We start from the raw sequence: 23,706 nt of genomic DNA on the forward strand, positions 1-23,706 counted from the left end.
GAAGGAGTGCTGGTGAAGACGCCCACGGTGTACGACGTCGCGCAACGAGCCGGGGTGTCGATCGCCACGGTCTCGCGCGTGCTGCGTCGTCCCGACGACGTGCGCGAGCAGACGCGCCGCGTCGTCCACGAAGCGATCCTCGAGCTGGGCTACGTGCCCTCGGGGTCCGCACGCGGGCTGGCCGCCCGGCAGACGGGCGTGCTCGGTCTGTGCTTCCCGGACGTGGACGGCATCGACGACGTGGACGACCTGCCCGAGCCCGTCCGGGTGGGCCAGCACGTCGAGGTCGTCCGTGACGTGGGGACCGCCCCGACGTCGCGCTGGAGCAACCTGTACATCGGCGAGGTCATGCGCGGCGCCGAGCTCGAGGCCTGGCGCACAGGACTCGCCGTGATGATCACGGTCGCCCGAGGGCTGCGCCGGACCGAGGCGGTCTCGGACCTCGCGGGTCGAGTCGACGGCCTGGCGGTGCTGTCGGCGACCGTGCCCGACGACCTGCTCGCGCACATCGCGCGCCGCATCCCCGTGGTGGTCATGGCGGGTCCGCGACGCGGCGACGCGCACGACCACATCAGCGTCGACAACTCGGCCGGGGTGCGCGCGCTCGTCGAGCACCTGGTGCAGGACCACGGGATCCGGGACCTGGCGTTCGTCGGCGGGCCGGTCGAGGCGCCCGACGACCAGGAGCGCTTCTCGGGCTTCCGGTCGGCGGTCGCGGACGCGGGCCTGCCGGTACCCGTCGCACCGCTCGTCCGGGGCGACTTCACCCGGACCGTCGCGCGCGAGATCGCGAGGCGCCTGCTCGCCGGGCGGCGCGCGTCGGGGACCCCGCTGCCGCGAGCGCTCGTGTGCTCCAACGACCAGACCGCGCTCGGCATCCTCGACGTCTTCACCGAGGAGGGCATCGACGTCCCGGGCGACGTGGTGCTCACGGGGTTCGACGGGATCGACGCGACCCAGGTCTCCGTCCCGCGGCTGACGACGGTCCGCCAGCCCATGGTCGAGCTGGGCCGGGCGGCGGTCGAGCGGCTGCGGGTGCGCATGGCCGACCCGGCAGAACCTCCGGCGACGATCAACCTGCCGGTGCGCGTGCTCCTCCGGGAGAGCTGCGGCTGCCACTGACCGGCGCCGAGGTCGCCGTCGGCCTCTCGGCCCGTCACCCACGGCGTCCTCGCCGGTCACCGTCGGCGGTGGGCACGGTCGCCGTCGGCGTCCGCCACGGTTTGCCTCCCCCGAATGTATGCGCATACACTCGCCGAATCACAGCGCGCTGACCCGGCGTGCACAGCCCCTCGCAGGAGAGGCCTCAATGAAGAGGAGTGGATGTCCATGACGCGCACGACGCGCTCAGTGCGACAGGTCGTCGCGATCGCGGCGACCGCCGCGGTGCTCGCCACCGCATGCTCGGCCCCCGTGCAGAACCAGGGAGCCTCGGGCGGGACGGGCAGCGAGTCCTCGATGCTCATCGCAGCGGACAACGGCTCGCCGACGTTCGACCGGAACTTCAACCCGTTCTCGTCGGGCAAGCGCAACACCGCGACGTACATGTACGAGCCCCTCGTGATCATCAACGAGATGACGGGCGTCGAGACCCCGTGGCTCGCCACGGGCTACGAGCAGCCCGACGCACGCACCGTCGTCTTCGAGATCCGCAAGGACGTCACGTGGTCCGACGGCGAGCCGTTCACGCCCGCCGACGTCGTCTTCACGTTCGACCTCCTCAAGGCGCACCCCGAGCTCGACCTCAAGGGCATCTGGAGCCACATGGAGTCCGCGGAGGTCGACGGCGACAACGTGGTCGTCCACCTCTCCGCCGACGACGTCCCGGCCGCCAAGATCATCGCGGGGGCGCTCATCGTCCCTGAGCACCTGTGGAAGGACGTGCCGGACCCGGTCACGTTCACGAACGAGGACCCGGTCGGCACCGGCCCGTACACGCTGGGCGCGTTCACCCCCAACCAGTACACGCTCGTGAAGAACGAGAAGTACTGGCAGGCGGACAAGGTCGCGGTCACCGAGCTCGTGCAGCCCGCGGCCAACTCCGAGCTCGACATCGTCAACAAGGGCTACGACTGGGCGTACGCGTTCATGAGCGACGTCGAGGACACGTGGGTCGCGGCGAACCCCGACCACAACACGTACTGGTACCCCGCCGGCGCGACCATCGCGCTCATCCCCAACATGACCAAGGCGCCGTACAACGACGTGAACTTCCGTCACGGCATCGCCTACGCGCTCGACAAGCAGCAGATCGCCGACAAGGCCGAGCAGGGCTACGTCGATCGCGCGAGCCAGACCGGCCTGATGCTGCCCAACCAGGAGGCGATCCTCAACGAGGAGATCCCCAACGAGGGCTACATCGACAAGGACGACGCCACGGCGCTCGAGTACTTCGAGAAGGCCGGCTACACCAAGCAGGGCGACAAGCTCGTCGACGCGTCGGGCCAGCAGCTCACGATCAACATCACGACCCCGAACGGCTGGTCCGACTGGCTCCAGGGCGTCCAGCAGGTCAAGAACCAGCTCGACGCCTTCGGCATCGAGGTCAGCATCGTCCAGCCGCAGCCGGCCGCGTACCAGCAGGAGATGCGCTCGGGCGAGTTCGACATGGTCATGGGCACCGTGGGCGGCACCGGCCAGCCCTACCAGGACTACAACGGGATGATGGGCTCCGAGTTCATCGCGGACATCGGCACGACGGCGTCGGGCAACTTCGGCCGCTTCCAGTCCGACGAGGCCGACGCGCTGCTCGCCGAGTTCAAGGTCACGGTCGACGAGGCCCGTCAGCAGGAGATCGTCGACGAGCTCGAGCGGGTCACCTACGAGCAGATGCCCATGATCGCGCTGTTCTACGGCGGCTCGTGGGGCCTGTTCTCCGAGAAGAGCTTCACGGGCTGGCCCAGTGCCGAGGACCCGTACGCGTCCCCGAAGACCTGGGACTCGACGCCGCTGCTCATCCTGACGAGCCTCGAGCCCGCGAGCTGACGACCGTCCCTCGTCCGTGAGCCGGCGCCCCCCCGCGCCCCGGCACGTACCGGCCCCGGCCGTGGCGCCGGCTCACGAACCCCCGCACCACCGAACACCCCGAGAAACCCAACCGACCCGACCCCGGGAGGCTCCGTGCGCTACGCGCTACGCAAGCTCGGCCTGCTGGTCCTGACGCTCTGGGCGGCGGTGACGCTCAACTTCGTCATCCCCCGCCTGATGCCGGGATCACCGGCCGACGCGGCGATCGCCAAGCTCGCCCAGAACGGCCCCGTCACCCCCGCCGTGCAGAAGGCGATCGAGGCACAGCTCGGCGTCCCCGACGGCAGCTGGTGGGACCAGTACGTGCAGTACCTGAACAACATCGTCCATCTCGACTTCGGGGTGTCTTACACGTTCTTCCCCCAGCAGGTCTCGACGCTCGTGGCGGGCGCACTGCCCTGGACGCTCGTCATGGTCGGGCTCGTGACGATCGTCGCGTTCGTGCTCGGCACGCTCATCGGGATCGGGGCGGCCTGGAAGCGCGGGACGTGGATGGACTCCGTCCCCACGGTCGCCGGCAGCTTCCTCTCGGCGTTCCCGTACTTCTGGACCGCGCTGCTCATCCTCTTCTTCCTGGGGTACGTCGCGGGCTGGTTCCCGACGTCGGGCGCCTACTCGGCCACGGCCGTCCCCAACTGGTCGTGGGAGTTCGTGGGTGACGCGCTCTACCACGCGGCCCTGCCCGCGATCACGATCCTGCTGACGTCTCTCGGCGGCTGGATCCTCGGGATGCGCAACACCATGATCAACACGCTCGGTGACGACTACGTGACGTTCGCCGAGGCGAACGGCCTGCGCGGTCGCACCGTCGCGGTGCGCTACGCGGCCCGCAACGCGATCCTGCCCAACCTGACCGGTTTCGGCATGGCGCTCGGCGGCGTGGTCGGCGGTTCCCTGCTCGTCGAGCAGGTCTTCCAGTACCCCGGCATGGGCTACCTGCTCTACAACGCCGTGACCAACCAGGACTTCCCGCTCATGCAGGCGCTGTTCCTCATGATCACCGTCAGCGTGCTCCTCGCGAACTTCCTGGTGGAGATCCTGTACGGCGTCCTCGACCCCCGGACGAGGCGGTGACCGACATGACTGATCCCATCTCCACCCTGACCACTCTCACCCCGGACCCGGAGGGCCCGGCCCCCGAGGCCGTGCGCCCCCCGAGCCGGCCGGCGAAGACCCGTCTGGGGCGCACGGCCCAGGTGATCGGTCGCGCGTTCGCGACGGTCTGGTCCAACCCGAAGGCCCGCGTGGGCCTCGTGCTCCTGGGCATGTTCGTGCTCATGGCGGTCTTCGCGCCGCTGCTCGCTCCGTACAGCCCGCACGACGACTCGTTCGGCCGCAACGAACCGGGCAGCGCGGCGCACTGGCTCGGCACCACGGGTGCAGGGCAGGACGTCCTGTCGCAGGTCATCTACGGCGCACGCGTCTCGTTGCTCGTGGGCTTCGTGGCCGGTGGCCTGTCCACGGTCGTCGCGGTCGTGATCGGCCTGTCGTGGGGGTACCTGCGCGGCTGGGGCAACGACGTCGTGAACTTCCTCGTCAACCTGTTCCTCGTCATGCCCGGCCTGCCGCTCATGGTGATCATCGCCGCCTACCTCCAGAACGGCGGCCTGCCGATGATCATCCTCGTGGTGGTCATCACGGGCTGGGCGTGGGGTGCGCGCGTGCTGCGGTCCCAGACCCAGTCGCTGCGCTCGCGCGACTTCGTGACCGCGGCGATCTTCTCGGGCGAGAGCTCGGTGCGCGTGATCTTCCGCGAGATCCTGCCGAACATGACGTCGATGATCGCGGGGTCGTTCTTCGGTGCGGCGACCTCGGCGGTCCTCGCCGAGTCGGGCCTGTCGTTCCTGGGGCTCGGCGACATGTCGACCGTGAGCTGGGGCTCGATGATCTACTGGGCCCAGAACTCGATGGCGATCCTCACGGGCCAGTGGGTGCTCCTGTTCGCTCCTGGTCTGTGCATCGCGCTGCTCGCCACCTCGATGACCCTCGTGAACTTCGGCGTCGACGGGTTGTCCAACCCGCGGCTGCGGGAAGGAACCGGACGATGAGCCTCCTGGAGATCAAGGACCTGTCGGTCGTCTACGAGCCCCGTGGGGCCGAGCCGACGTACGCGGTCAAGGACGTGACCCTCTCGCTCGAGCAGGGCGAGTTCGTGGGCCTGGTCGGGGAGTCGGGGTCGGGCAAGTCGACCCTGGGCTTCGCGATCACGCGCCTGGCCAAGCCGCCCGCGCGCATCTCGTCGGGCCGCATCGTGTTCGACGGCAAGGACATCGCGCACCTCGACGCCGAGGAGCTGCGCGTGCAGCGCCGCGGCGGGTTCGCGATGGTCCTGCAGTCGGGCATGAACGCGCTCAACCCGGTGCGCACGATCGCCCACCACTTCGGCGACGTCTTCGCGGCGCACGGTCACGTACCGAAGACGGGCCGTCGTCAGCGCGCGGTCGAGCTGCTCGACAAGGTGCAGCTTCCCTCGACCGTGCTGGACCGCTACCCGGGGGAGCTCTCGGGCGGCATGCGCCAGCGCGTCTCGATCGCGCTCGCGCTCTCGCTCGAGCCCCGCCTCATGGTGTTCGACGAGCCGACGACGGCGCTCGACGTGCTGGTCCAGCACGCGGTCATGGACACGATCCGCGAGCTCCAGGCGGCCGAGGGCTTCACGGCGGTCCTCATCTCGCACGACCTGGGGGTCGTGCTGGAGTCCGCGCAGCGCGTCGTCGTGATGCACGAGGGCGAGATCGTCGAGGACGGTGCCTCGCGCCAGGTCTTCGAGGCGCCGCGTCACGAGTACACGCAGATGCTGCTGTCGCACTACGCGGACCCGCGTGCGGAGGTCGTCGAGCTGCCGGGCTTCGTCCCGCGAGCGGGCGGCCGCCCCGGGGCCGGCACAGCCGGCACGAGCGCGACCGCCGCGTCGGCCCGGGGCGCCGAGACCGCCCGCGGGCAGCACGGCTCCGTGCGCCGCGCGGCCCAGGACGCGATCGTGGTCGAGGGCGTGTCCAAGGTGTACCCGGCCCCGCGCCGGGGCGAGCAGCCCGTGGTGGCCGTGGACGACGTGTCGTTCCGGCTCGAGCCGGGGGCGGCCATGGCTCTCGTGGGGCAGTCGGGCTCGGGCAAGTCGACCATCGCCAAGATGGTCACCGGGGTCGAGCGGCCCACGTCGGGGTCGGTCACGTTCGGCGACCTGCGTGTCGACCGGCTGCGCCGACGCCAGCTCAAGGTCCTCCACAGCGATGTACAGATGGTGTTCCAGGACCCGTACTCCGCCCTGAACCCGCTGCACACGGTCGAGTACACGCTCACGCGGCCGGTCGAGAACTTCACCGGGCTCAAGGGAGAGGCGGCCCGGGCTCGCGTTCTCGAGCTGCTCGACACCGTGGGCCTGACGCCCGTCGAGCAGTACGCGGCCAAGCTGCCGCACCAGCTCTCGGGCGGTCAGCGGCAGCGCGTCGTCATCGCGCGGGCGCTCGCCTCGAACCCGCAGGTCCTCATCGCCGACGAGCCCGTCTCGATGCTCGACGTGTCCCTGCGGGCCGGGGTGCTCGCCCTGCTGGAGGGGCTGCGCGCCGACACCGGCGTCTCGCTCCTGTACATCACGCACGACCTGCTCTCGGCGCGCGTGGTCACCGACCGGATCATGGTGCTGCACCACGGCAAGGTCGTCGAGCGCGGGGAGACCGCGCAGGTCCTGCGCTTCCCGGAGGACGAGTACACGACCACGCTGCTCGACGCGATCCCGCAGCCGGCCCGCCGGTTCTCGGGCGGGGGAGCGGCATGAGCGCGGGCACGGTCCGGGGGACGGGCCGCGTGCGGGCGGGCGCGCCGTTCTCGGTCCTGCCCGTGCCCGACGGCGTCACGCCCCTCGTCCTGGACCTGGCGGTCGGTCCCGTCTCGGCCTTCCGTGCCGACGTGCCCGGCGGTGTCCCGGCTCGTGGCGTCGCGCTGGTCGTGCCGGGGTTCACGGGTTCCAAGGAGGACCACCGGCTCCTGCTGCCGCTGCTCGCCGCGCACGGCTACGACGCGTGGTCGTACAGCCAGCGGGGCCAGGGGGACTCGGTGGCCCCCGAGGGGGTCGACGCGTACGGCCTCGACGACTTCACGGGCGACGCCCTGGAGGTCGCGGAGATCGTCCGTGACGTCACGGGGGCCCGCGACCTGCACCTCGTGGGTCACAGCTTCGGCGGTGTGGTCGCCGGGGCTGCGGCGATCCGCGACCCGCGCCCGTTCGCCGACCTCACGATGCTCTGCTCGGGGCCGCGCGGGTGGGCGGGCCGCAAGGACGTCGAGCGCGCCCGGCTCGTGGGGGCGGGGGGTGTCGTGGACCTGTGGACGCTCGACAACGCCGAGCTGTCCCGGCGCATCGAGGTGCGCCCCGCGGTGCTCGACGCGCTCGACGCCGAGACCCGCTTCCTGCGGGACCGGTCGATCGCGACGAGCGTCGACAACCTGCTCGGTGCGATCGACGTCCTCGAGGACCCGACGGACCTCACGCCCGGCCTGGCCGCGACGGGCCTGCCCGTGCTCGTGGCGCACGGCGTCGACGACGCCGCGTGGCCTCAGGAGTGGCAGCACGACATGGCCGGCCGGCTCGGCGGGCGCTACGCCGTGATCGACGGTGCGGGGCACCTGCCGAACATCGAGAACCCCGACGCGACGGCCGCCCTCCTCGCGGACTTCTGGGCCGGCCGCCCGCCCGGGCCCCCCGGACCGCAGGGCGGCTCCTGAGGCGCGCGGCGCCGTCGGGCACACAGACAGACCGACCGAACCATCGAACGAAGGAACACCACCGTGCTGCACTTCCCCGAGGGCTTCCGCTGGGGCGCCGCGACCGCCGCGCACCAGATCGAGGGCAACAACGTCAACAACGACTGGTGGCCGCGCGAGCACGCCGCCGGGACCACGATCGTCGAGCCCAGCGGCGACGCCATGGACAGCTACCACCGCTACCGCGAGGACATGGAGCTGCTCAAGAGCTTCGGCCTCGACACGTACCGCTTCTCGATCGAGTGGAGCCGCATCGAGCCCGAGGAGGGCTTCGTCTCCCGCGCCGAGATCGACCACTACCGCCGCATGGTCGACACCGCGCTCGAGCTGGGCATCGAGCCCATGGTCACGCTCATGCACTTCACGGTGCCGCGCTGGTTCGCGAACGACGGCATGTGGCGCAACCCGAAGGCCGCCGACCGCTTCGCGCGCTTCACCGAGCTCGCGCTCCCGATCCTGGGCGACGACGTCACGTGGGTCTGCACGATCAACGAGCCCAACATCGCCGCGATGATCGCGGGCGGCGAGGACCCCGCGAACCTCGTCGCGTACGGGCTGCCGGACCCCGACCTGCAGGTCGCCGACACCCTGCTCGAGTGCCACCACCGCTCGCGCGAGGTCCTGTCCGGGGTCGACGGCGTGAAGTCCGGCTGGACCGTCGCGACCCAGGCCTTCCAGGCCGAGCCCGGCTGCGAGGACGTCACCCGCGAGTACGGCTACCAGCGCGACGACTGGTACCTCGAGGCAGCCAAGGGCGACGACTGGGTGGGCGTCCAGGCCTACACGCGCACCATCATCGGCCCCGACGGGCCGCGCCAGGTCCCCGAGGGTGTCGAGACCACGCTCACGGGCTGGGAGTTCTACCCCAAGGCCCTCGAGGAAGGCGTGCGTTCCGCGTGGGAGCTCACCGGTGGGGTGCCGGTGTTCGTGACCGAGAACGGCATGGCCACCGCAGACGACGCGCGCCGCATCGACTACACCGAGGGCGCGCTCGCGGGCCTGCACGCCGCGATCGCCGACGGCGTCCAGGTCGAGGGCTACCTGCACTGGAGCCTGCTCGACAACTACGAGTGGGCCTCCGGGTTCCGCCCGACGTTCGGGCTGATCGCGGTCGACCGCGAGACGTTCGTGCGCACGCCCAAGCCGTCCGCGTACTGGCTGGGCGAGGTCGCGAAGGCCAACGGGCTGACCGTCCGCTGACCACCCGACGTCCGACGCGCGCCACCCGCGCGTGAGCCGGCCGACCCCGCGCCCCCGACCCGCCCGCACCCCGGCGGGCGGGGGCGCGCCCGTCACCCCCACGAGGAGAACCATGAGCACCGGCACGACCCCCACCGCAGCGCAGCCCGCCTACCTCGACCCCTCGTTGCCCGCGGCCGAGCGCGTCGAGGACCTGCTGGGGCGGATGACCCTCGCGGAGAAGGTCGGCCAGATGCTCCAGCTCAACGCCATGGACGACCTCGACGAGATCGTCCGGGTGCGCCTGGCCGGCTCGATCCTGCACGCCTCCCCGGCGCGCGTGACCGAGGCGATCGAGCTCGCACGTGGCACGCGCCTGGGCATCCCGCTCCTCGTGGCCGACGACGCGATCCACGGCCACGCGTTCTTCCCGGGCGCGACGGTGTTCCCGACCCAGCTCGGCATGGCCGCGACCTGGGACGCCGACCTGGTCGAGCAGGTCGGCCGCGTGACCGCGGTCGAGGCCTCGGCGACCGGGCTGCACTGGACGTTCTCCCCGGTGCTGTGCGCGACGCGCGACCTGCGCTGGGGGCGCGTGGGCGAGACGTTCGGAGAGGACCCGTTCCTCATCGGCGAGCTGGGGGCCGCGATCGTGCGCGGATACCAGGGTTCGGGCCTGTCGGACCCGACGGCGGTGCTCGCCACCGCGAAGCACTTCGCGGGGTACTCCGAGACCCAGGGCGGGCGCGACGCGAGCGAGGCCGACCTCAGCCCGCGCAAGCTGCGGTCCTGGTTCCTGCCGCCGTTCGAGCGTGTCGTCCGCGAGGGCTGCGCGACCGTGATGATCGGCTACCAGGCGATCGACGGCGTGCCCATCACCGCGAGCCGCTGGCTGCTCGACGGGGTGCTCAAGCAGGAGTGGGGCTTCACCGGGACGCTCGTGACGGACTGGGACAACGTGGGCCGCATGGTCTGGGAGCAGCACGTCAGCCCCGACCACGCGGCGGCCTCGGCCGTCGCGGTCGACGCGGGCAACGACGTCGTCATGGCGACCCCCGGGTTCCTCGAGGGCGCGCTCGAGGCCCTGGGCGACGGGCGGCTGCGCGAGGAGCAGATCGACGACGCGGTGCGTCGCATCCTCACGCTCAAGGTCGAGCTCGGGCTCTTCGAGGACCCGCGCGGGCCCGACGCCGCGCGGCTCGTGAGCGACGTCGGGTCGCCCGCGCACGCCGCCGTGAACCTGGAGGTCGCGCGCCGCTCGCTCGTGCTGCTCGAGAACGACGGGACGCTGCCGCTCGCAGGTGGGCTCGCCGTCGGGCCGGGTGCCGCTGCCCGCGCCCTGCCGACCGACCGCCCGTGGACGGTCGCGGTCGTCGGTCCGAACGCGGACGACCCGCACTCGCAGCTCGGCGACTGGGCCGGGGCCTCGGGCCAGGTGAGCTGGATCCGCGACGGGCACCCGCGCGAGCTCGTCGAGACCGTGCTCGACGGGATGCGCGCGGTCGTGCCGGCGGACTGGATCGTGACGCACGCGCGCGGAGCGGACGTCGAGGTGCTGGCCCCGGACCCGGACGGCGCGACGTTCCCCGACGGGCAGCCGCGCCCGCCGGTCCTGGTCTCCGCGCCCACGCGCCCCGAGCTGCTCGACGCGGCCGTGCGCGACGCCCGCGCGGCCGACGTCGTGGTCGCCGTGGTCGGCGACACCATCGCCCTCACGGGCGAGGGCTGCTCGACCGCGACGCTCGAGCTCCAGGGCGGTCAGGTCGAGCTCCTGGAACGCCTCGTCGAGACGGGCACGCCGGTCGTGGTCGTGCTCGTGGCGTCCAAGCCGCACGTCCTGCCACCGGTCGTGCGCCGCGCCGCCGCGCTGGTCCATGCCGCGAACCCGGGCATGCGCGGCGGGCGGGCCGTGGCCGAGCTCCTGCTGGGCCTCGTCGAACCGACCGGGAGGCTCCCGCTGTCGTACGCGGCGCACGCGGGCCAGCAGCCCGTGTTCTACCACCAGGTGCGCGGCCAGCACGGCACGCGCTACGCCGACATGAGCCAGACCCCGCCCTACGTCTTCGGCGAGGGGCTCTCCTACACGACGGTCGGGTACGCGGACCTGGAGGTCGAGCCGGGCACGGGCGAGGACGGGACGTTCGGGGCCGACGACGTCGTGCGCGCGAGCGTGCGCGTCACCAACACGGGGGAGCGGCCCACGGTCGAGACCGTGCAGGTCTACGTCCACGACCGGGTCACGTCGGTCACGTGGGCCGACCGCGAGCTCAAGACGTTCCGTCGCGTGCCGCTCGCGCCGGGGGAGTCCGCGGTGGTGCGGGTCGAGGTGCCCGTCGCCGACTGCACGCTCGTCGACGCGGCCGGGAACCGGGTCGTCGAGCCCGGCGACTTCGAGCTGCTCGTGGGGCCGAGCTCGCGCCGGTCCGACCTGCTCGGGGCGGAGTTCCGGGTGGGCTGACCGCAGGGCCCTCCGCGGTGCTCGGCGACTCGGCCAGAGGCCACCCGGGAACTCGCGTCATGGATCCGTTTCCATCCGGTCTCTTCTACAGGAGCCAAGAACAGACCGGATCACAAACGTGGGCGACGTGCGGCGGCCACTGACGGAGGAACCATGTCCATCACGGAGCGAACGTCTGCGGAGTCACCCCCACCCGACGAGGTGCAGGAGGAGGTCGTGCTCTCCCGCCGTGAGCTCGTGGTCCTCACGCACCTCACCGAGGACATGACCCTGGAGCAGCTCGCGGCGATCCTGTTCGTCACGCGGAACACGGTCAAGTCCCAGCTGCGCAGCATCTACCGCAAGGTCGGCGTCTCGAACCGGGCCGACATCCTGCGCTGGGCGCGGGACCGCGGCATCTCCTAGGCCGGACACCGGGCCTGACGCCGGCGCGCCCTCGGGCGTGCGGACGCGCACCCGAGGTGCGCGCCGGACAGGTGGTGGGATGCTCGAGGGACGGGCCGGTCGACGACGACGGGCCACGAGGTTCCGAGGCGAGCATGGGACAGGAACAGCAGGAGCCGGACGACCCGACGGTCACGGATCCCGACCACTACCGCGTGGTCTTCGAGAACGAACGGGTCCGGGTGCTGGAGTACGAGGACCAGCCGGGCACGCGCACGCACCCGCACCATCACCCCGACAGCGTGATGTACACGCTGAGCGGCTTCGAACGGCGCATCTCGTCGGGCGACCGGGTCATGGAGGTCGTGCTGGGGCCGGGGGAGACGCGCTGGCTGCCGGACCAGGTGCACGTCGGGGAGAACACCGGGACGACGCCCACGCACGCGATCTTCGTCGAGCTCAAGGAGACGGCCGCAGGCCCACGGTCGGGCGGACGAGAAGAGGGTGGGCTCGGGGCCACTTCTTGACCCGTCGCCGCGGCGGTGTCAGTGGAACTCGTGACCCGCGTCGTCGGTGCCGACAGCCTCCATCGCGACGTCCTCGCCCGGGGCGGAGGGCAGTGCGACGAAGCGCATCTCGACCAGGACCACGTCCTGGCACTGCGGGCACAGGCGCTGTTCTTTCCATCGGCGGTGCGGCATCGCGATCCTCGGTTCTTGCGGTTAGAGCACGGCCGTCGCAAACGCCCCTGACCGGCCGACGGCCGGTCAGGGGCGTTGTCTCGCTGGGGTGGCGACGCGGGCAGGGGCTCGCGTCGCCGTCGCTGATCGTAGCCCCTGGCGACGGTCCGCGGATACGGGTCCGAGAAGTTCTCACGGCGCCGTCCAGCGGGTCAGCGAGCGAGCCGTTCCACGACCCTCCCGTAGAGCCAGGGGGCGTGCGCCGCGAGCGGCACGATCGCCCGGCGCGCGGGCGAGGTCGCCCACGCGACGAGGCCGGAGGTCAGCACGCGGTAGTCGCGCGTGACGCGCGACCAGTCGCGCTCGTAGGCGTCCGCGTCGTCCAGGTGCCCGACGGCGGCGCTCGCCTGCGCGAGCCCGACCCGCAGCCCTTCGCCCGTCAGGGCGTCCACGTACCCCGACGCGTCCCCGACGAGGCGCACCCGGCCGGTGCTGCGCCGTCGGGAGCGTTGGCGCAGGGGCCCCGCGCCGCGCACCGGGCCCAGCGGTTCGGCGTCCCGCAGCTGCTCGCGCAGCTCGTCGAAGCCCGCGAGGGCGTCGTCGAAGTGCGTCCCGGTGGGGCCGAGCATCGCGATCCCGACGACGTCGCGCGCCACGGGCGTCACGTACGCCTCGACGTGGTCGCCCCAGTGGACCTCGACCAGGTCCGTCCACGCGGGCACGCGGAAGTGGCGGCGCAGGCCGAAGCGGCGCCGCGGGTCCGGGCCGGGGCGTACGGGCGGTGCGGTGCCGCCGAGCTCGGTGGGGATGCGTGCGGCGTGCGGCGCCACGTCCACGCCCGGGTCCGCCGCGACGTCGGCGCCCTCGGCACCGTGGCGGCTGCGCGCCAGGAGCGACTCGTGCGCTGGCGCGTCGGCCCCGATCTCGAGCCCGGCGAGGCGCCGCACGGTCGAGTGCAGCCCGTCGCAGCCGAGCAGCCAGCGGGCGCTGATCCCCGCGGCCGACACCTCGGCGTCGGTCTGGTCGATCCGCTCGACCCGGCCGGTCACGGTCGCGGCCCCGAGCGCGGCCGCGCGCTCGGCGAGCGCGGCGTGCAGCGTGGTCCGCCGAACGCCCCGGCCCTGCCCCGCCGTGAAGAGGTGGTCGGCGTGCCGGTGCGCGTCGCGGTAGCTGATGCCGCGCAGCACGTGGCCGTCAGGATCGACGTCGAGGGCCTGGAGCGCCCGCAGCGCGCCCGGCATGAGGCCCTCGCCGCACGCCTTGTCCACAGGACCTGTGCGCGGTTCGACCACGACGACGTCGTACCCCGCGAGCCGCGCCTCGATCGCGGCGGCCAGCCCGACCGGCCCGCCGCCCACGACCAGGACGTCGGTGTCGGTCACGTGCGGGGGAGCGCGTCGAGCGCGCGCTCCTCGGCGGGGAGCCGGAACCGCAGCAGCAGCACGGCGTTGAGGACCGTGAAGACGAGCGCGGTCGTCCAGCACGAGTGGACGAGCGGCAGGGCGAACCCCTCGACGACCACGGCGACGTAGTTGGGGTGCCGGAACCAGCGCTGACCGGGGTGCTGCGCGATCCAGCGGTATGGTCCGCGGTCGACCCACGGCAGCCCGGGGACCACGATCACGCGCGTGTTCCACCGGGGCCCGAGCGAGCTGATGCACCACCATCGCAGCGCCTGGCTCGCGACCACGAGCACGAGCGCGGGCCACCCGACCCACGGGATGAACGGCCGGTCCGCGACGTTGACCTCCACGACGCACGCGACGAGCAGGCCTGTGTGCAGGGCGACCATCGCGGGGAAGTGGCCTCGCCCGGTCTCGATGCCGCCGCGCTCGAACGACCACCTCGCGTTGCGCGCCGAGACCACGAGCTCGGCGAGCCGTTCGAGCGCGGTCGCCCCGACCACGACGTAGAAGAAGACGAGCATCAACCCTCCAGCGGCGACGCGGGCAGGCGCAGCAGCACGAGCTCGGCGCTCACGCCCGGGCCGAACGCCATGAGGACCCCGTGCTGCGGGCCCGTGGCGCGCGGCGTCGGGGGGCGCCGCGCGGGCGGGGTCTGCCCGCGTCCTGCGAGCGTGGCGGCGAGCACGTGCAGCACCGACGACGAGGACAGGTTCCCGACGGCGGCGAGCGACTCCCGGCTGAGACGCAGGTCGGCCTCGTCGAGGCTCAGGGAGTCGCGCACGACGTCGAGGATGCGCGGCCCGCCCGCGTGCACGACCCACGTCCCGACGTCCTCGGTCACGAGGTCGTGCTCGGCGAGCAGCGACTTCACGTCGCCCGCGAGGTGCGCCGCGACGACCTCGGGCAGGCCCGCGGACAGCACGATCCCGAACCCGCTGTCGCGGATCGTCCAGCCGAGGTGGTCGGCGGTCTCGGGGTACAGGCGGCTGCGCGTGTCGACGACCTCGACGCCGCGGGGGGCGCCGTCCGGCCGCCCCGGCGCGAGGCCCGCCGGGTGCGCGTCGCCGACCATCACGACCGCGGCCGCGCCGTCGCCGAACAGGCCCGTCGAGACGAGGTTCGCCATGGAGTCGTCGCCGTGCTGGAGCGTCAACGAGCACAGCTCGACCGAGACCAGCAGGGCCACGTCCTGCGGGTGCCCGGCCAGGTAGTCGTGCACGCGCGCGATGCCCGCGGCTCCCGCGACGCAGCCCAGCCCGAACGACGGCAGCCGCTTGACGTCGGTCCGCAGACCCAGGCGCGTCACGAGCTGTGCGTCGATCGAGGGCGCCGCGATCCCGGTCACCGAGGTGAAGAGCAGGAAGTCGACCTCCTCCGGCGCGACCCCCGCGGCATCGAGCGCGGTGCGGCACGCCTCGTCGGCGAGGTCCGTGCCGACGCGGATGAAGTGGTCGTTCGCGACCCCGAACGACGTGAGCCCGGCGTACTCGTCGAGGGCCAGGGCCGTGTGGCGGGTCCGCACCCCGCTCGCCTCGTGCAGCCGCCGGAGGACGGCGCGCTTGGCGGGCGACGGGGTCAGCAGGGGCCCGATCGTGTCCGTGATCTCGCTCTGGGGATGTGCGACGCCCGGCAGTGCCGGTCCGACCGCGAGCAACCGCGACATTCCCGCATCGTGTCACGGCGACGCGCAGGCCGCGCGTTGCTAGCGTCGGATGGTCGAGGACCTCCACGACGGCGGGGACGGCAGAGACGGGCGGGGACGGCGGTGCGGTGACGAGGACGACGAGGGAGACGGCCCTGGCGACGGCGCGGGGGCTCGCTCTCGCGAGCCATGCGGGCCCCACGGTCGTGGTCACGGTCCTCGCGGGCTTCTTCGCGGCAGGCGTGGGCTCGGGCCCCGGCCCGACGGCGCTCGTCACGGCCGCGGTCCTCACCGGTCAGCTCTCGGTCGGGTGGTCCAACGACTGGCTCGACGCCCGGCGCGACGTCGCGGTGCAGCGCACCGACAAGCCCGTCGTCGCGGGCCTCGTCACGACCCGGCAGGTGCACGCCGCCGCGCTGGTCGCCGCAGGGCTGTGCGTGGTGCTGTCGCTCGCGACCGGGATCGTCGCAGGGCTGGTGCATCTCGTGGCCGTCGCGAGCGCGTGGTCCTACAACGCGTGGCTCAAGTCGACCGTGTGGTCCTGGGCGCCCTACGCGGTGTCGTTCGGTCTGCTCCCGCTGTTCGTCGTGCTCGCGGGCCCCGGCCGCGCCGCCGCCCCCTGGGCCATGACCGCGACCGCGCTGCTCGGCGTCGGGGCCCACGTCGCCAACACCCTGCCCGACCTCGAGGACGACCGCGCCACCGGCATCCGCGGGCTGCCGCACAGGCTCGGCCGGACGCGGGCGAGCGTGCTGGCCCCGACCGTGCTCGTCGCGGCCGTCGCGGTCGTGGTGCTCGGCCCGCCCGGGCCGCCGAGCGTCGCGGCCTGGGTGGGTGGGGCCGTCGCGGTGGCCCTCGCGGTGTCCGCGGGCGTGGTGGCCGTGCGGCGGACCACGAGCCGGCTGCCCTTCGCGCTCAGCATGGCCGTCGCGGCGGTGTGCGCGGTGCTGCTGGTGCTGGCGGGACCCGACGTCGCGCTGCCGGGGTGAGCGGCGTCGTCGGGCCTCCGGACGGCCGGTCAGGCCGGGGCGCGCGTGCGCGACACGAGGAGGCGGTGACCCACCGCGAGCACCGCGACCGCGACCACCGCCGCGGCGACGGTGAACAGGGCGCGTTCGAGGTCGGCCTCGAGCACCACGTCCTCGCCGCCCGACGTCTGCAGGATCACCGCCGGGGTCAGGAAGAGCGTGAAGACCCAGTACGGCTGCTTGAGGTACGCCCACCCTGCGGCCCCCGTCAGGACGAGCGCCACGAGCGACAGCACGGCCGGGGACCCGCTCAGGAGGTGCGCCACGACTCCCGCGAGCACCGCGCCGGCGACCGTGCCGCCGACCCTGGCCGCGGTCCGTGAGAGCGTCGCCGCGAAGTACGGTTGGACGACCACGAACAGCGTGAGAAGCAGCCACCACGCGTTGGGCGAGTCGACCCAGCCCATCGCGACGTAGGTCGCGACGCCCGCCAGGACCGCGAGCGCCAGGCCGAAGTAGGTCGCGGTCCGCTCGGGCACGGGGTGGGGGCCGGGTAGACGCATGCCACGCGTGAGAACTCCACCGATCAGCGCCGTCCACAGGCCGCCGAACGCGACCCACCCGGCCATGGCCGCGAGGGCGCCGAGCGACGTCGAGGGGCTCACGGTGCCCGAGGGGAGCGCGACGAGCGGGCCGCCGATGAGCGCGAACGCCGTCTGGGGTCCCACGAAACCGCCGATCCCGTGCCAGCCCTTGACCGCGGAGAAGCCGACGCACGCGCCCAGGACCGTCATGTAGACGGCCCCTGCGAGCGGCCAGTCGCTCAGCGAGACGCCGGCCGCCATGCACAGGGCCGTGAGCGGCCCCGCGACGAGCGCGGCGCCCCGCCCCACGAGCAGGCCCACGCCCGCCGGGAGCATGCCGAGGTAGACGAGCGTGCCGTCGTGCTTCCATGGCGAGAGCATGAGCGCGACCATGGGCGCGACGAGCAGCAGGACCAGACCGACCTTGCGGGGGCTCATGGATCACACGCTAGGTCGGCCCGGGGGATTCGGCTCGGCGGGACGGCTCAGTACGGGAGGTCGGCGCCGCAGCTCGGGGTCGCGACGCCGTCGACGCGCATCTGGGCGGCCCAGGTCCACCCGGGTCCGCCGTCTCCGAGGGCGTCCGCGGGGAGCTCGATCACGCCGGGGCTCGTGGGATCGGCGCCGAGGCCGGTGTAGCCCGTGTCGAGCGGGGTCGCGTACAGCTGCTGGGCTCCGTCCGGGCCCGTGAGGACGGCCTCGAGCGAGACTGCCGCGCCCGCCGGGAGGTCGCCGTACCAGGTGAGCGTGACCTCCGACCCTGGGCTGCCGGCCGTGTAGGGGTGCGTCACCCCCAGGCGGCTGATCGTGCCGGACGCCGTCGTGCTGCTGAACGACGCCTCGCCGAGCCGGGCCGGGTCGGGGCGGTCCTCGTGCTCCCACGTCGTGCAGGCCACCGACACCGACCCTCCGCCGCTGGTCGTGGTGGGGCCGTAGGCGTACAGCAGCCCGGCCACGCACAGGACGGTCGCCGCCCCGGTGACGACTCTCGACCCCCTGCGGTCCTGTCGGACGAACGGCGCGAACGACGTGTGGGGCTCGGGCGCGACCGACCTCACGACGACCGTCGACAGCAGGCTGTCCGCGAACGTGCGGTGCTGCGCGTCCCACAGCGGGCGCAGGCATCCGACGAAGCACAGCGCGTCGAGGACGTGCGCGAGCCAGCGCAGGACGGTGGTGAGGAAGCCGACCGGTCGCCCGGAGTCCCGGTCGACGACGACGATCCCCACGGCTCGCTTGCCGGGCGTCGCTCCCGTGTACGCCTGGAGCAGGGTCATCGCGAGCACCGCGCCGATCATCCACGCGCTCTCGGACCAGGTCACGCCCTCGAACGCGCTGCCGTCGTTGTCCAGACCGGGGAGCGCGCTCGGCGCGACCCCCGGGCCGACGACCACGAACATGAGCCCGGCCAGGATCGAGTTGTCGAGCAGGAACGCCCCGACGCGACGCAACCAGCTCGCGTACGGGCCGAAGAGCGGGGCGTCGTCGGGGTCGGTGAGGTCCGGGAGGGAGGGGGCACGGCCCGGAGGGAGGGCGGGCGCTGGGTGCGCGGCGGGCTCGGCGAAGCCGTAGGCGGGGGCGGCGGCCGAGGCCCCGACCGCTGCCGGGACAGGCTCGTGATGGTCACCGTCGTGCGGTGCAGGCGTCGTCGCGGGGTCCCCCATGGGACGAGGGTCCCAGATTCGGTGCGGGTTGTCAGCCGGCCCCCTCGGGGGGGGCGGCCGAGCGCAGCGGCTCTCGGGCCGTCGCGCCCACGGGGGCCGCGCTCGCCGACGCCTCGGCGGGCAGCTCGTGCAGCGCCGCGACGAGGGGCGCGAGCTCCTCGACCTGGCAGGCCTCGGTCAGCGCCTGCTCGAGGGCCGCGTCGTGCGTGGGGCGGGCCTGGCGCAGGAGCTGTTCGCCCTGCGGGGTGAGCTCGGTGTAGATGCCGCGGCGGTCGTCCTGGCACAGGATGCGTGTGAGGAGGCCGCGGTCCTCGAGGCGGTTGACGAGGCGCGTCGTGGCGCTGCTGCTCAGGGCCGCGGCGCGCGCAATCGACCGGGCCGACGGTCGGATCGGACCGGACCCGGAGGAGTTCGCGGGCTGAGCTGCCGCTCCTGCGCTGCGGCACCCGCCGTCGAGAAGTGAGTAGATGCCCCTGATCCCTGCGGATCAGGGGCATCTACTCACTTCTCGACGCGCCGGTTCCTGCCCGATGCCGCCGGGAACGCATGCTGCCGCGCCCCGAGCACGATCCCCACGACGGGTACCGCGAGCGCGACCGTCGCCCACGGCAGCGCGCCGGACCCGCCCGCCCCCAGCACGACGCCGCCCACGATCCCGCCCAGCGCGAGCGCCCCGTTCCACGAGGTGACGAACGCGGACTGCGCGACGTCGGCCGCAGGACCGGCGGCGCGCGCGAGCGCGGTCTGGAACAGGGTCCCGCTGCCGCCGAACGCGAAGCCCAGCGCGGCGACCGCGGCGTAGACCGCGACGGGGGAGCCTGCCGCGACCGCGAGCGTCAGGCCCGCGAGCCCCAGGAGCGAGGCGGCGAGGACCGTCATGATGCGCAGGTGCGTGTCGATCAGCGCGCCGATCACGACGAGGCTCGCGAACGACGTCGCGCCGAGCACCGCGAGCAGCACACCGGTCTGCGCACCGAGCCCGACGTCCTCGAGGAACACCGCGACGTACGTCGAGAACACGTTGTAAGCGAGGACGGTCAGGCCCGTCACGAGCACGACCGGCGCGACGCCGGGCAGCCGCAGCGCCCGCCCGATCGGCACCTGCGTCCCGCGCGGCTCGCCCGGGAAGTCCCGCACGCCCCAGCGCACCCACGCCGCCAGCCCGAGGCTGAGGATCGTCATGGCGCCGAACGCCCAGCGCCACCCGACGGTCGCGCCCAGCGCGGTCCCGGCCGGGACGCCGAGGGCCAGCGCGAGCGGCGCGCCGCCCATCGCGATCGCGAGGGCTCGCCCGGCCTGCTCCGGCGCGGCGAGGCGCCGTGCGTACCCCGCGAGGAGCGCCCAGGTCAGCCCGGCGACGAGCCCTGCCGCGAAGCGCGCGCCGAGCGTGAGGGCGTAGCTCGACGACACGGCGGTCACGGTGTTGGCCACGGCGAACCCCGCGATCGTCGTGAGCAGGAGGCGGCGCCGGGGCCAGCGGGCCGTGGCGCGGCTGAGGGGGATCGCGGCCACGATCGCGCCGATCGCGAAGACCGTGACGGTCTGCCCGGCGGCGCTCGCGGAGACCCCGAGGTCGGCGCTGAGCGCGGGCAGCACGCCCGCGGGCAGCACCTCGGTGAGGAGCGTGACGAACCCGGTCGCGGCCAGGGCGAGCAGGGGCAGCAGGGGAAACCTCGGGCCCGACGGCGGAGCGTCCGTGGGTGCGCCCGTCCGGTCGGGGTGCGTGGTCGCTTGGTGGGGCGCCGGGGGCGGTACGGGTGCGGCGGGTGCCGCGAGCGTCGGGGGAGCGTCGGTCGACGACTCGGTCGGAGCGGTGCAGGTGGTCATAGGGTTAGCATGAATGTCTGACATGGATGTGAAGGTCAAGTCCGACCCGCGAGAGAGGCGTAGCGCATGCGCATCGGCGAGCTGTCCCGCCGCACCGGCACGGCCACCCGGCTGCTCCGGTACTACGAGGAGCAGGGCCTCCTGACCCCGCAGCGCGAGGAGAACGGCTACCGCGAGTACGGCGAGCACCTCGTCGACCGGGTGCTCCAGATCCGGGGCCTGCTCGAGGTCGGCTTCCCGACCCGGATCATCGCCGAGCTGCTGCCGTGCCTCAACCAGCCCCGCGAGATCCACCTGCACAACGCCTACCCGGACAAGATCGCGCTGCTCGAGACCGAGCTGGGGCGGATGACCGAGCGCATCGACACCCTCACGAGGAACCGGGACGCGATCGCCGACTACCTCGAGCGCATCCGCGCGGACGCGGCACCGGCGGCCGCTCTCGCCGAGAAGTGAGCAGATGCCCCTGATCCGAGCGATTCAGGGGCATCTGCTCACTTCTCGGCGGCTATCACCGCAGCGGGTCGAACGGCCTGATCTCCGGCGGCGCGGTCCCGGTCATGATCTGCTCGGCGAGCAGCCTGCCCGTGGCGGGGCCGAGGACGATGCCCCACATCCCGTGCCCTCCCGCGACGTACACGCCGGGCGCCCGCGTGGCCCCGACGAGCGGCAGCCCGTCGGGGGTCACGGGCCGGGAGCCGACCCACTCGTCGTGCCGGTCGTCGAGGTCGACGCCCTGGAACAGGTCGCGCACGGACGCGAGGATCGCGTCGATGCGGCGCGGCTGGAACGGCTCGTCGGGGCCGCGGAACTCCATGGTCCCCGCGATGCGGAACCGCCCCTGGTAGGGCGTGCAGGCGACGCGGCGCGCCGGCAGGTAGATGGGCTGCTCGACGGGCACGTCGGTCTTCACGGTGAACGAGTAGCCTCGCCCGGCCTGCACGAGCGTGCGGACGCCGAGCGGCTTCGCGAGCCCCGGGAGCCACGCGCCGGTCGCGAGGACCGCGACGTCGGCGACCACGGGGTCCTGCCCGTCCACGAGCACCTGCACACCGCGCCCCTCCTGGGCACGCAGCCCGGTGACGGTCGCGTCGGTCACGATGCGCCCGCCGCGCGCGCGGACCGCGTCGCCCAGCGCGCCGACGAACGGCCCGGGCTCGACGAACCGCTGGCCTTCCAGGGCGTAGACCGCGCGCACGCGGTCGGTGAGCTGCGCAGGCCGCCCGACGGCGTCGGTCCCCTCGGGCGCTCGGCCCTCGCCCGGGTGCGGCGTACCGGAGGGGCCAGCGGCGCCGTCGGGCCGGTCGATGCGGCGCAGCGGGACCACCTGGCCCGCGGCCTCGACCTGGGTGATCTCGTGGAGGAACGGCGCGGCCTGCCTCTCGTGCTCGAAGCCGATCACGAACGGTCCGGGCGTCGAGCGGGCGGCGACGCCGTGCGCGGCGAGCTCGTCGAACGCGTCGAGCGCGAGCCGGTCGATCGGGGTGAGCGCAGCCATCGCGCGGTCCCACGCGCGCTGGGTCGCGTGCGTCGCGAACCGGGCCAGGAAGGACCACAGGCGCGGGTCGAGCCGCGCCGGGACGTGCAGGGGCGCGGCCGGGTCGAGCAGCGCCTTGGGGGCGTAGGTCCAGAGCGTGGGGTCGGCCAGCGGCATGGCCATGCCGGGCGTGAGCCAGCCGGCGTTGCCCCACGACGAACCTGCGGCGACGCCCTCGCGGTCGAGGACCGTGACCTCGACGCCGAGCCGCTGCAGGTGCCAGGCGGTCGCGAGACCCACCATGCCTGCGCCGACGACGACCGCCGTGCGGGGGGCGGGGGAACCAGGGGTGGTGCGTGACGGGGTGGTCATCGGGGGCTCCTTTGCCCTGAGACGTTGTCGACCCGGCCTCGAGGATGCTGAGGCCGGGTCGTGGGAGACGGGTTGCGCCTCACCCCCATGGTGGAGGGATCTTCGGTAGGGTTCAAGCAGGCCGACAGGTTCTTCGTGAGAAGGGCGTCTGGCCGAACGATCTTCATCCGGGTGACGAGAGTGGGGGACCATGCCGAACGATCTTCGGGCCGGGTCGACGCAGGTCCAGGCGGCCGTGCTCGACGAGACCGACCGCCGCATCCTCGCGGTCCTCGACGCCGACGCGCGCGCCACCAACAAGGCCGTCGCGGACGCCGTCGGGATCGCGCCCTCGACGTGCCACGCGCGCATCCGCTCGCTCCAGGAGCGCGGCGTCATCCAGGGCTTCCGCACCGAGATCGACCCGGCGGCCATGGGCCGCAGCCTCCAGGCGCTCATCGCGGTGCGCCTGCACTCGCACGCCCGGTCGGGCCTCACAGCGTTCCGCGACTACCTCGCGGGGCTGCCCAACGTCGAGGGCATCTACTTCGTGACGGGGGACCGGGACTTCATGGTCCACGTCGCGGTGCGCGACTCGACCGTGCTGCGGGACCTCGTCGCGAGCACGCTCAGCGTCCGCCCGGAGGTCGCGGGCACGAGCACGACGCTGATCTTCGACTACCTGCGGCCGTGAACGTCGCCGTGCCGTCCCTCGACCAGGCGGTCCAGGAACGGGGAGACGAGCTCCTCGACGCTGCCCCACACGTCCTCGAGGGGGGCGCCGGACTCGATCATGCGTGACGCGGAGTTCACGATCGCGTTGATCAGCTCCGCCGAACGCTCGACGTCGCGGCTCCCGAGCGCTCGCAACGCATCACCGAGGGGTCGCACGAGCTCGTCGTGCATGGCCCGGGAGCCGTCCATCACGGCGCTCGGTGGCCCGACGGTCGCCAAGGCCGTCGCGAGGGCGTGCTCGCCCTGGGCGACGAGCTCGAGGTTCGCGCGGAGGTAGGCGACCACTCGGGCACGATCGTCAGGAGCCGCGTCCATGGCCCGCGCGACCGTGGCGGACCACCGTGGAAAGACGTCCTCGACCATGGCGAGCAGCAGGTCGTCCGCAGAGCGGAAGTACTGGTAGACGCTCGGTCGGGCGAGGCCCGCACGCTCGGCGAGCGCTGCGAACGTGGGCGGGCGCCCCGTCTCGGCCAGGATCGACCGTGCGGCATCGAGGAGCACTCGCATCTGCGCCGCGCGGTGCTCGGCGACGGTCGGGGCGCTGATGCGGGGCACGGTTCTCC

Annotated in this window: 22 protein-coding genes and 1 pseudogene; 13 read left to right on the top strand and 10 right to left on the bottom strand. The window is 73.2% G+C overall.

Going from position 1 to position 23,706, the window contains the following annotated elements; genetic code table 11:
* Nucleotides 1–12: 12 nt before the first annotated feature.
* The 10 genes from ACZDYF_RS15970 to ACZDYF_RS16015 all read left to right on the top strand — a co-directional run bounded on the left by ACZDYF_RS15970 (nt 13) and on the right by ACZDYF_RS16015 (nt 12,336).
* Nucleotides 13–1,122 carry a LacI family DNA-binding transcriptional regulator gene (locus ACZDYF_RS15970; protein ID WP_475059253.1) on the top strand — a complete coding sequence of 370 codons (1,110 nt, stop codon included), beginning with the start codon at nt 13–15 and terminating at the stop codon, nt 1,120–1,122.
* A 207-nt stretch (nt 1,123–1,329) separates the two neighbouring features.
* Nucleotides 1,330–2,985 (top strand): ABC transporter substrate-binding protein, encoded by a 1,656-nt coding sequence (locus tag ACZDYF_RS15975; RefSeq protein ID WP_475059257.1) that lies wholly within the window; start codon nt 1,330–1,332, stop codon nt 2,983–2,985.
* Nucleotides 2,986–3,120: 135 nt separating this feature from the next.
* On the top strand, nt 3,121–4,101 hold the full coding sequence (locus tag ACZDYF_RS15980) for an ABC transporter permease (protein ID WP_204806621.1): 981 nt from the start codon (nt 3,121–3,123) through the stop codon (nt 4,099–4,101).
* A 5-nt stretch (nt 4,102–4,106) separates the two neighbouring features.
* On the top strand, nt 4,107–5,075 hold the full coding sequence (locus ACZDYF_RS15985) for an ABC transporter permease (protein ID WP_475059262.1): 969 nt from the start codon (nt 4,107–4,109) through the stop codon (nt 5,073–5,075).
* Nucleotides 5,072–6,802 (top strand): ABC transporter ATP-binding protein, encoded by a 1,731-nt coding sequence (locus ACZDYF_RS15990; RefSeq protein WP_475059267.1) that lies wholly within the window; start codon nt 5,072–5,074, stop codon nt 6,800–6,802. Before ACZDYF_RS15985 ends, ACZDYF_RS15990 begins: the two co-directional genes overlap by 4 nt.
* Entirely contained in the window at nt 6,799–7,749 is a 951-nt protein-coding gene (locus ACZDYF_RS15995; protein ID WP_475059271.1) for an alpha/beta fold hydrolase, read from the top strand. Before ACZDYF_RS15990 ends, ACZDYF_RS15995 begins: the two co-directional genes overlap by 4 nt.
* 63 nt (nt 7,750–7,812) lie before the next feature.
* Nucleotides 7,813–8,988 carry a glycoside hydrolase family 1 protein gene (locus ACZDYF_RS16000; RefSeq protein ID WP_475059276.1) on the top strand — a complete coding sequence of 392 codons (1,176 nt, stop codon included), beginning with the start codon at nt 7,813–7,815 and terminating at the stop codon, nt 8,986–8,988.
* A gap of 112 nt (nt 8,989–9,100) precedes the next feature.
* Complete coding sequence (locus tag ACZDYF_RS16005) at nt 9,101–11,425, top strand: glycoside hydrolase family 3 N-terminal domain-containing protein (RefSeq protein ID WP_475059280.1); 2,325 nt, start codon at nt 9,101–9,103, stop codon at nt 11,423–11,425.
* A 153-nt stretch (nt 11,426–11,578) separates the two neighbouring features.
* Nucleotides 11,579–11,830, top strand: coding sequence for a helix-turn-helix domain-containing protein (locus tag ACZDYF_RS16010; RefSeq protein WP_191791135.1), 252 nt, complete (start codon nt 11,579–11,581; stop codon nt 11,828–11,830).
* 134 nt (nt 11,831–11,964) lie between these two features.
* On the top strand, nt 11,965–12,336 hold the full coding sequence (locus tag ACZDYF_RS16015; protein ID WP_475059283.1) for a cupin domain-containing protein: 372 nt from the start codon (nt 11,965–11,967) through the stop codon (nt 12,334–12,336).
* Nucleotides 12,337–12,354: 18 nt separating this feature from the next.
* Here the strand turns inward: ACZDYF_RS16015 and ACZDYF_RS16020 are convergent, their stop codons facing one another.
* The 4 genes from ACZDYF_RS16020 to ACZDYF_RS16035 all read right to left on the bottom strand — a co-directional run bounded on the left by ACZDYF_RS16020 (nt 12,355) and on the right by ACZDYF_RS16035 (nt 15,558).
* Complete coding sequence (locus ACZDYF_RS16020) at nt 12,355–12,510, bottom strand: hypothetical protein (RefSeq protein ID WP_475059288.1); 156 nt, start codon at nt 12,508–12,510, stop codon at nt 12,355–12,357.
* A gap of 191 nt (nt 12,511–12,701) precedes the next feature.
* Nucleotides 12,702–13,871 carry an NAD(P)/FAD-dependent oxidoreductase gene (locus ACZDYF_RS16025; RefSeq protein WP_475059291.1) on the bottom strand — a complete coding sequence of 390 codons (1,170 nt, stop codon included), beginning with the start codon at nt 13,869–13,871 and terminating at the stop codon, nt 12,702–12,704.
* Nucleotides 13,868–14,416: an isoprenylcysteine carboxyl methyltransferase family protein gene (locus ACZDYF_RS16030; RefSeq protein ID WP_475059294.1), complete on the bottom strand. Its 549-nt coding sequence runs from the start codon at nt 14,414–14,416 to the stop codon at nt 13,868–13,870. Before ACZDYF_RS16030 ends, ACZDYF_RS16025 begins: the two co-directional genes overlap by 4 nt.
* Nucleotides 14,416–15,558, bottom strand: coding sequence for a type III polyketide synthase (locus tag ACZDYF_RS16035; RefSeq protein WP_475059297.1), 1,143 nt, complete (start codon nt 15,556–15,558; stop codon nt 14,416–14,418). The genes ACZDYF_RS16030 and ACZDYF_RS16035 overlap by 1 nt, the downstream gene beginning before the upstream one ends.
* A 107-nt stretch (nt 15,559–15,665) precedes the next feature.
* Here ACZDYF_RS16035 and ACZDYF_RS16040 point away from each other — a divergent pair, with 107 nt between their 5' ends.
* Nucleotides 15,666–16,526 (top strand): UbiA family prenyltransferase, encoded by an 861-nt coding sequence (locus ACZDYF_RS16040; RefSeq protein ID WP_475059300.1) that lies wholly within the window; start codon nt 15,666–15,668, stop codon nt 16,524–16,526.
* Between the two features lie 29 nt (nt 16,527–16,555).
* On the opposite strand, the gene ACZDYF_RS16045 is transcribed toward ACZDYF_RS16040, so the two are convergent.
* From ACZDYF_RS16045 to ACZDYF_RS16060, 4 genes and pseudogenes are all read right to left on the bottom strand, one after another.
* The gene (locus ACZDYF_RS16045) at nt 16,556–17,527 is read right to left on the bottom strand and encodes an FUSC family protein (RefSeq protein WP_475059303.1); all 972 of its coding nucleotides are present in this window, start codon (nt 17,525–17,527) and stop codon (nt 16,556–16,558) included.
* A 47-nt stretch (nt 17,528–17,574) separates the two neighbouring features.
* Nucleotides 17,575–18,753, bottom strand: coding sequence for an RDD family protein (locus ACZDYF_RS16050; RefSeq protein ID WP_475059306.1), 1,179 nt, complete (start codon nt 18,751–18,753; stop codon nt 17,575–17,577).
* 115 nt (nt 18,754–18,868) lie between these two features.
* Nucleotides 18,869–19,144: pseudogene (locus tag ACZDYF_RS16055) on the bottom strand (MarR family winged helix-turn-helix transcriptional regulator); the annotation flags it as partial.
* A 110-nt stretch (nt 19,145–19,254) separates the two neighbouring features.
* Complete coding sequence (locus ACZDYF_RS16060) at nt 19,255–20,580, bottom strand: MFS transporter (protein ID WP_475059312.1); 1,326 nt, start codon at nt 20,578–20,580, stop codon at nt 19,255–19,257.
* Nucleotides 20,581–20,646: 66 nt separating this feature from the next.
* On the opposite strand from ACZDYF_RS16060, the gene ACZDYF_RS16065 reads away from it, so the two are divergent.
* A complete protein-coding gene (locus tag ACZDYF_RS16065) occupies nt 20,647–21,036 on the top strand; it encodes a MerR family transcriptional regulator (protein ID WP_191791122.1) in 390 nt (129 codons plus the stop codon).
* Nucleotides 21,037–21,091: 55 nt separating this feature from the next.
* Here ACZDYF_RS16065 and ACZDYF_RS16070 read toward each other — a convergent pair whose 3' ends face one another.
* On the bottom strand, nt 21,092–22,429 hold the full coding sequence (locus ACZDYF_RS16070; RefSeq protein ID WP_475059323.1) for an NAD(P)/FAD-dependent oxidoreductase: 1,338 nt from the start codon (nt 22,427–22,429) through the stop codon (nt 21,092–21,094).
* 190 nt (nt 22,430–22,619) lie between these two features.
* Between ACZDYF_RS16070 and ACZDYF_RS16075 the strand changes: the two genes are divergently transcribed.
* Nucleotides 22,620–23,102, top strand: coding sequence for an Lrp/AsnC family transcriptional regulator (locus ACZDYF_RS16075; RefSeq protein WP_191791120.1), 483 nt, complete (start codon nt 22,620–22,622; stop codon nt 23,100–23,102).
* Here the strand turns inward: ACZDYF_RS16075 and ACZDYF_RS16080 are convergent.
* Nucleotides 23,087–23,698 (bottom strand): TetR/AcrR family transcriptional regulator, encoded by a 612-nt coding sequence (locus ACZDYF_RS16080; RefSeq protein WP_364078798.1) that lies wholly within the window; start codon nt 23,696–23,698, stop codon nt 23,087–23,089. The two genes, ACZDYF_RS16075 and ACZDYF_RS16080, sit on opposite strands and share 16 nt — an antisense overlap.
* Between the last annotated feature and the right edge of the window lie 8 nt (nt 23,699–23,706).

The sequence above is a fragment of the Oerskovia sp. PE-21s genome (assembly GCF_056158145.1).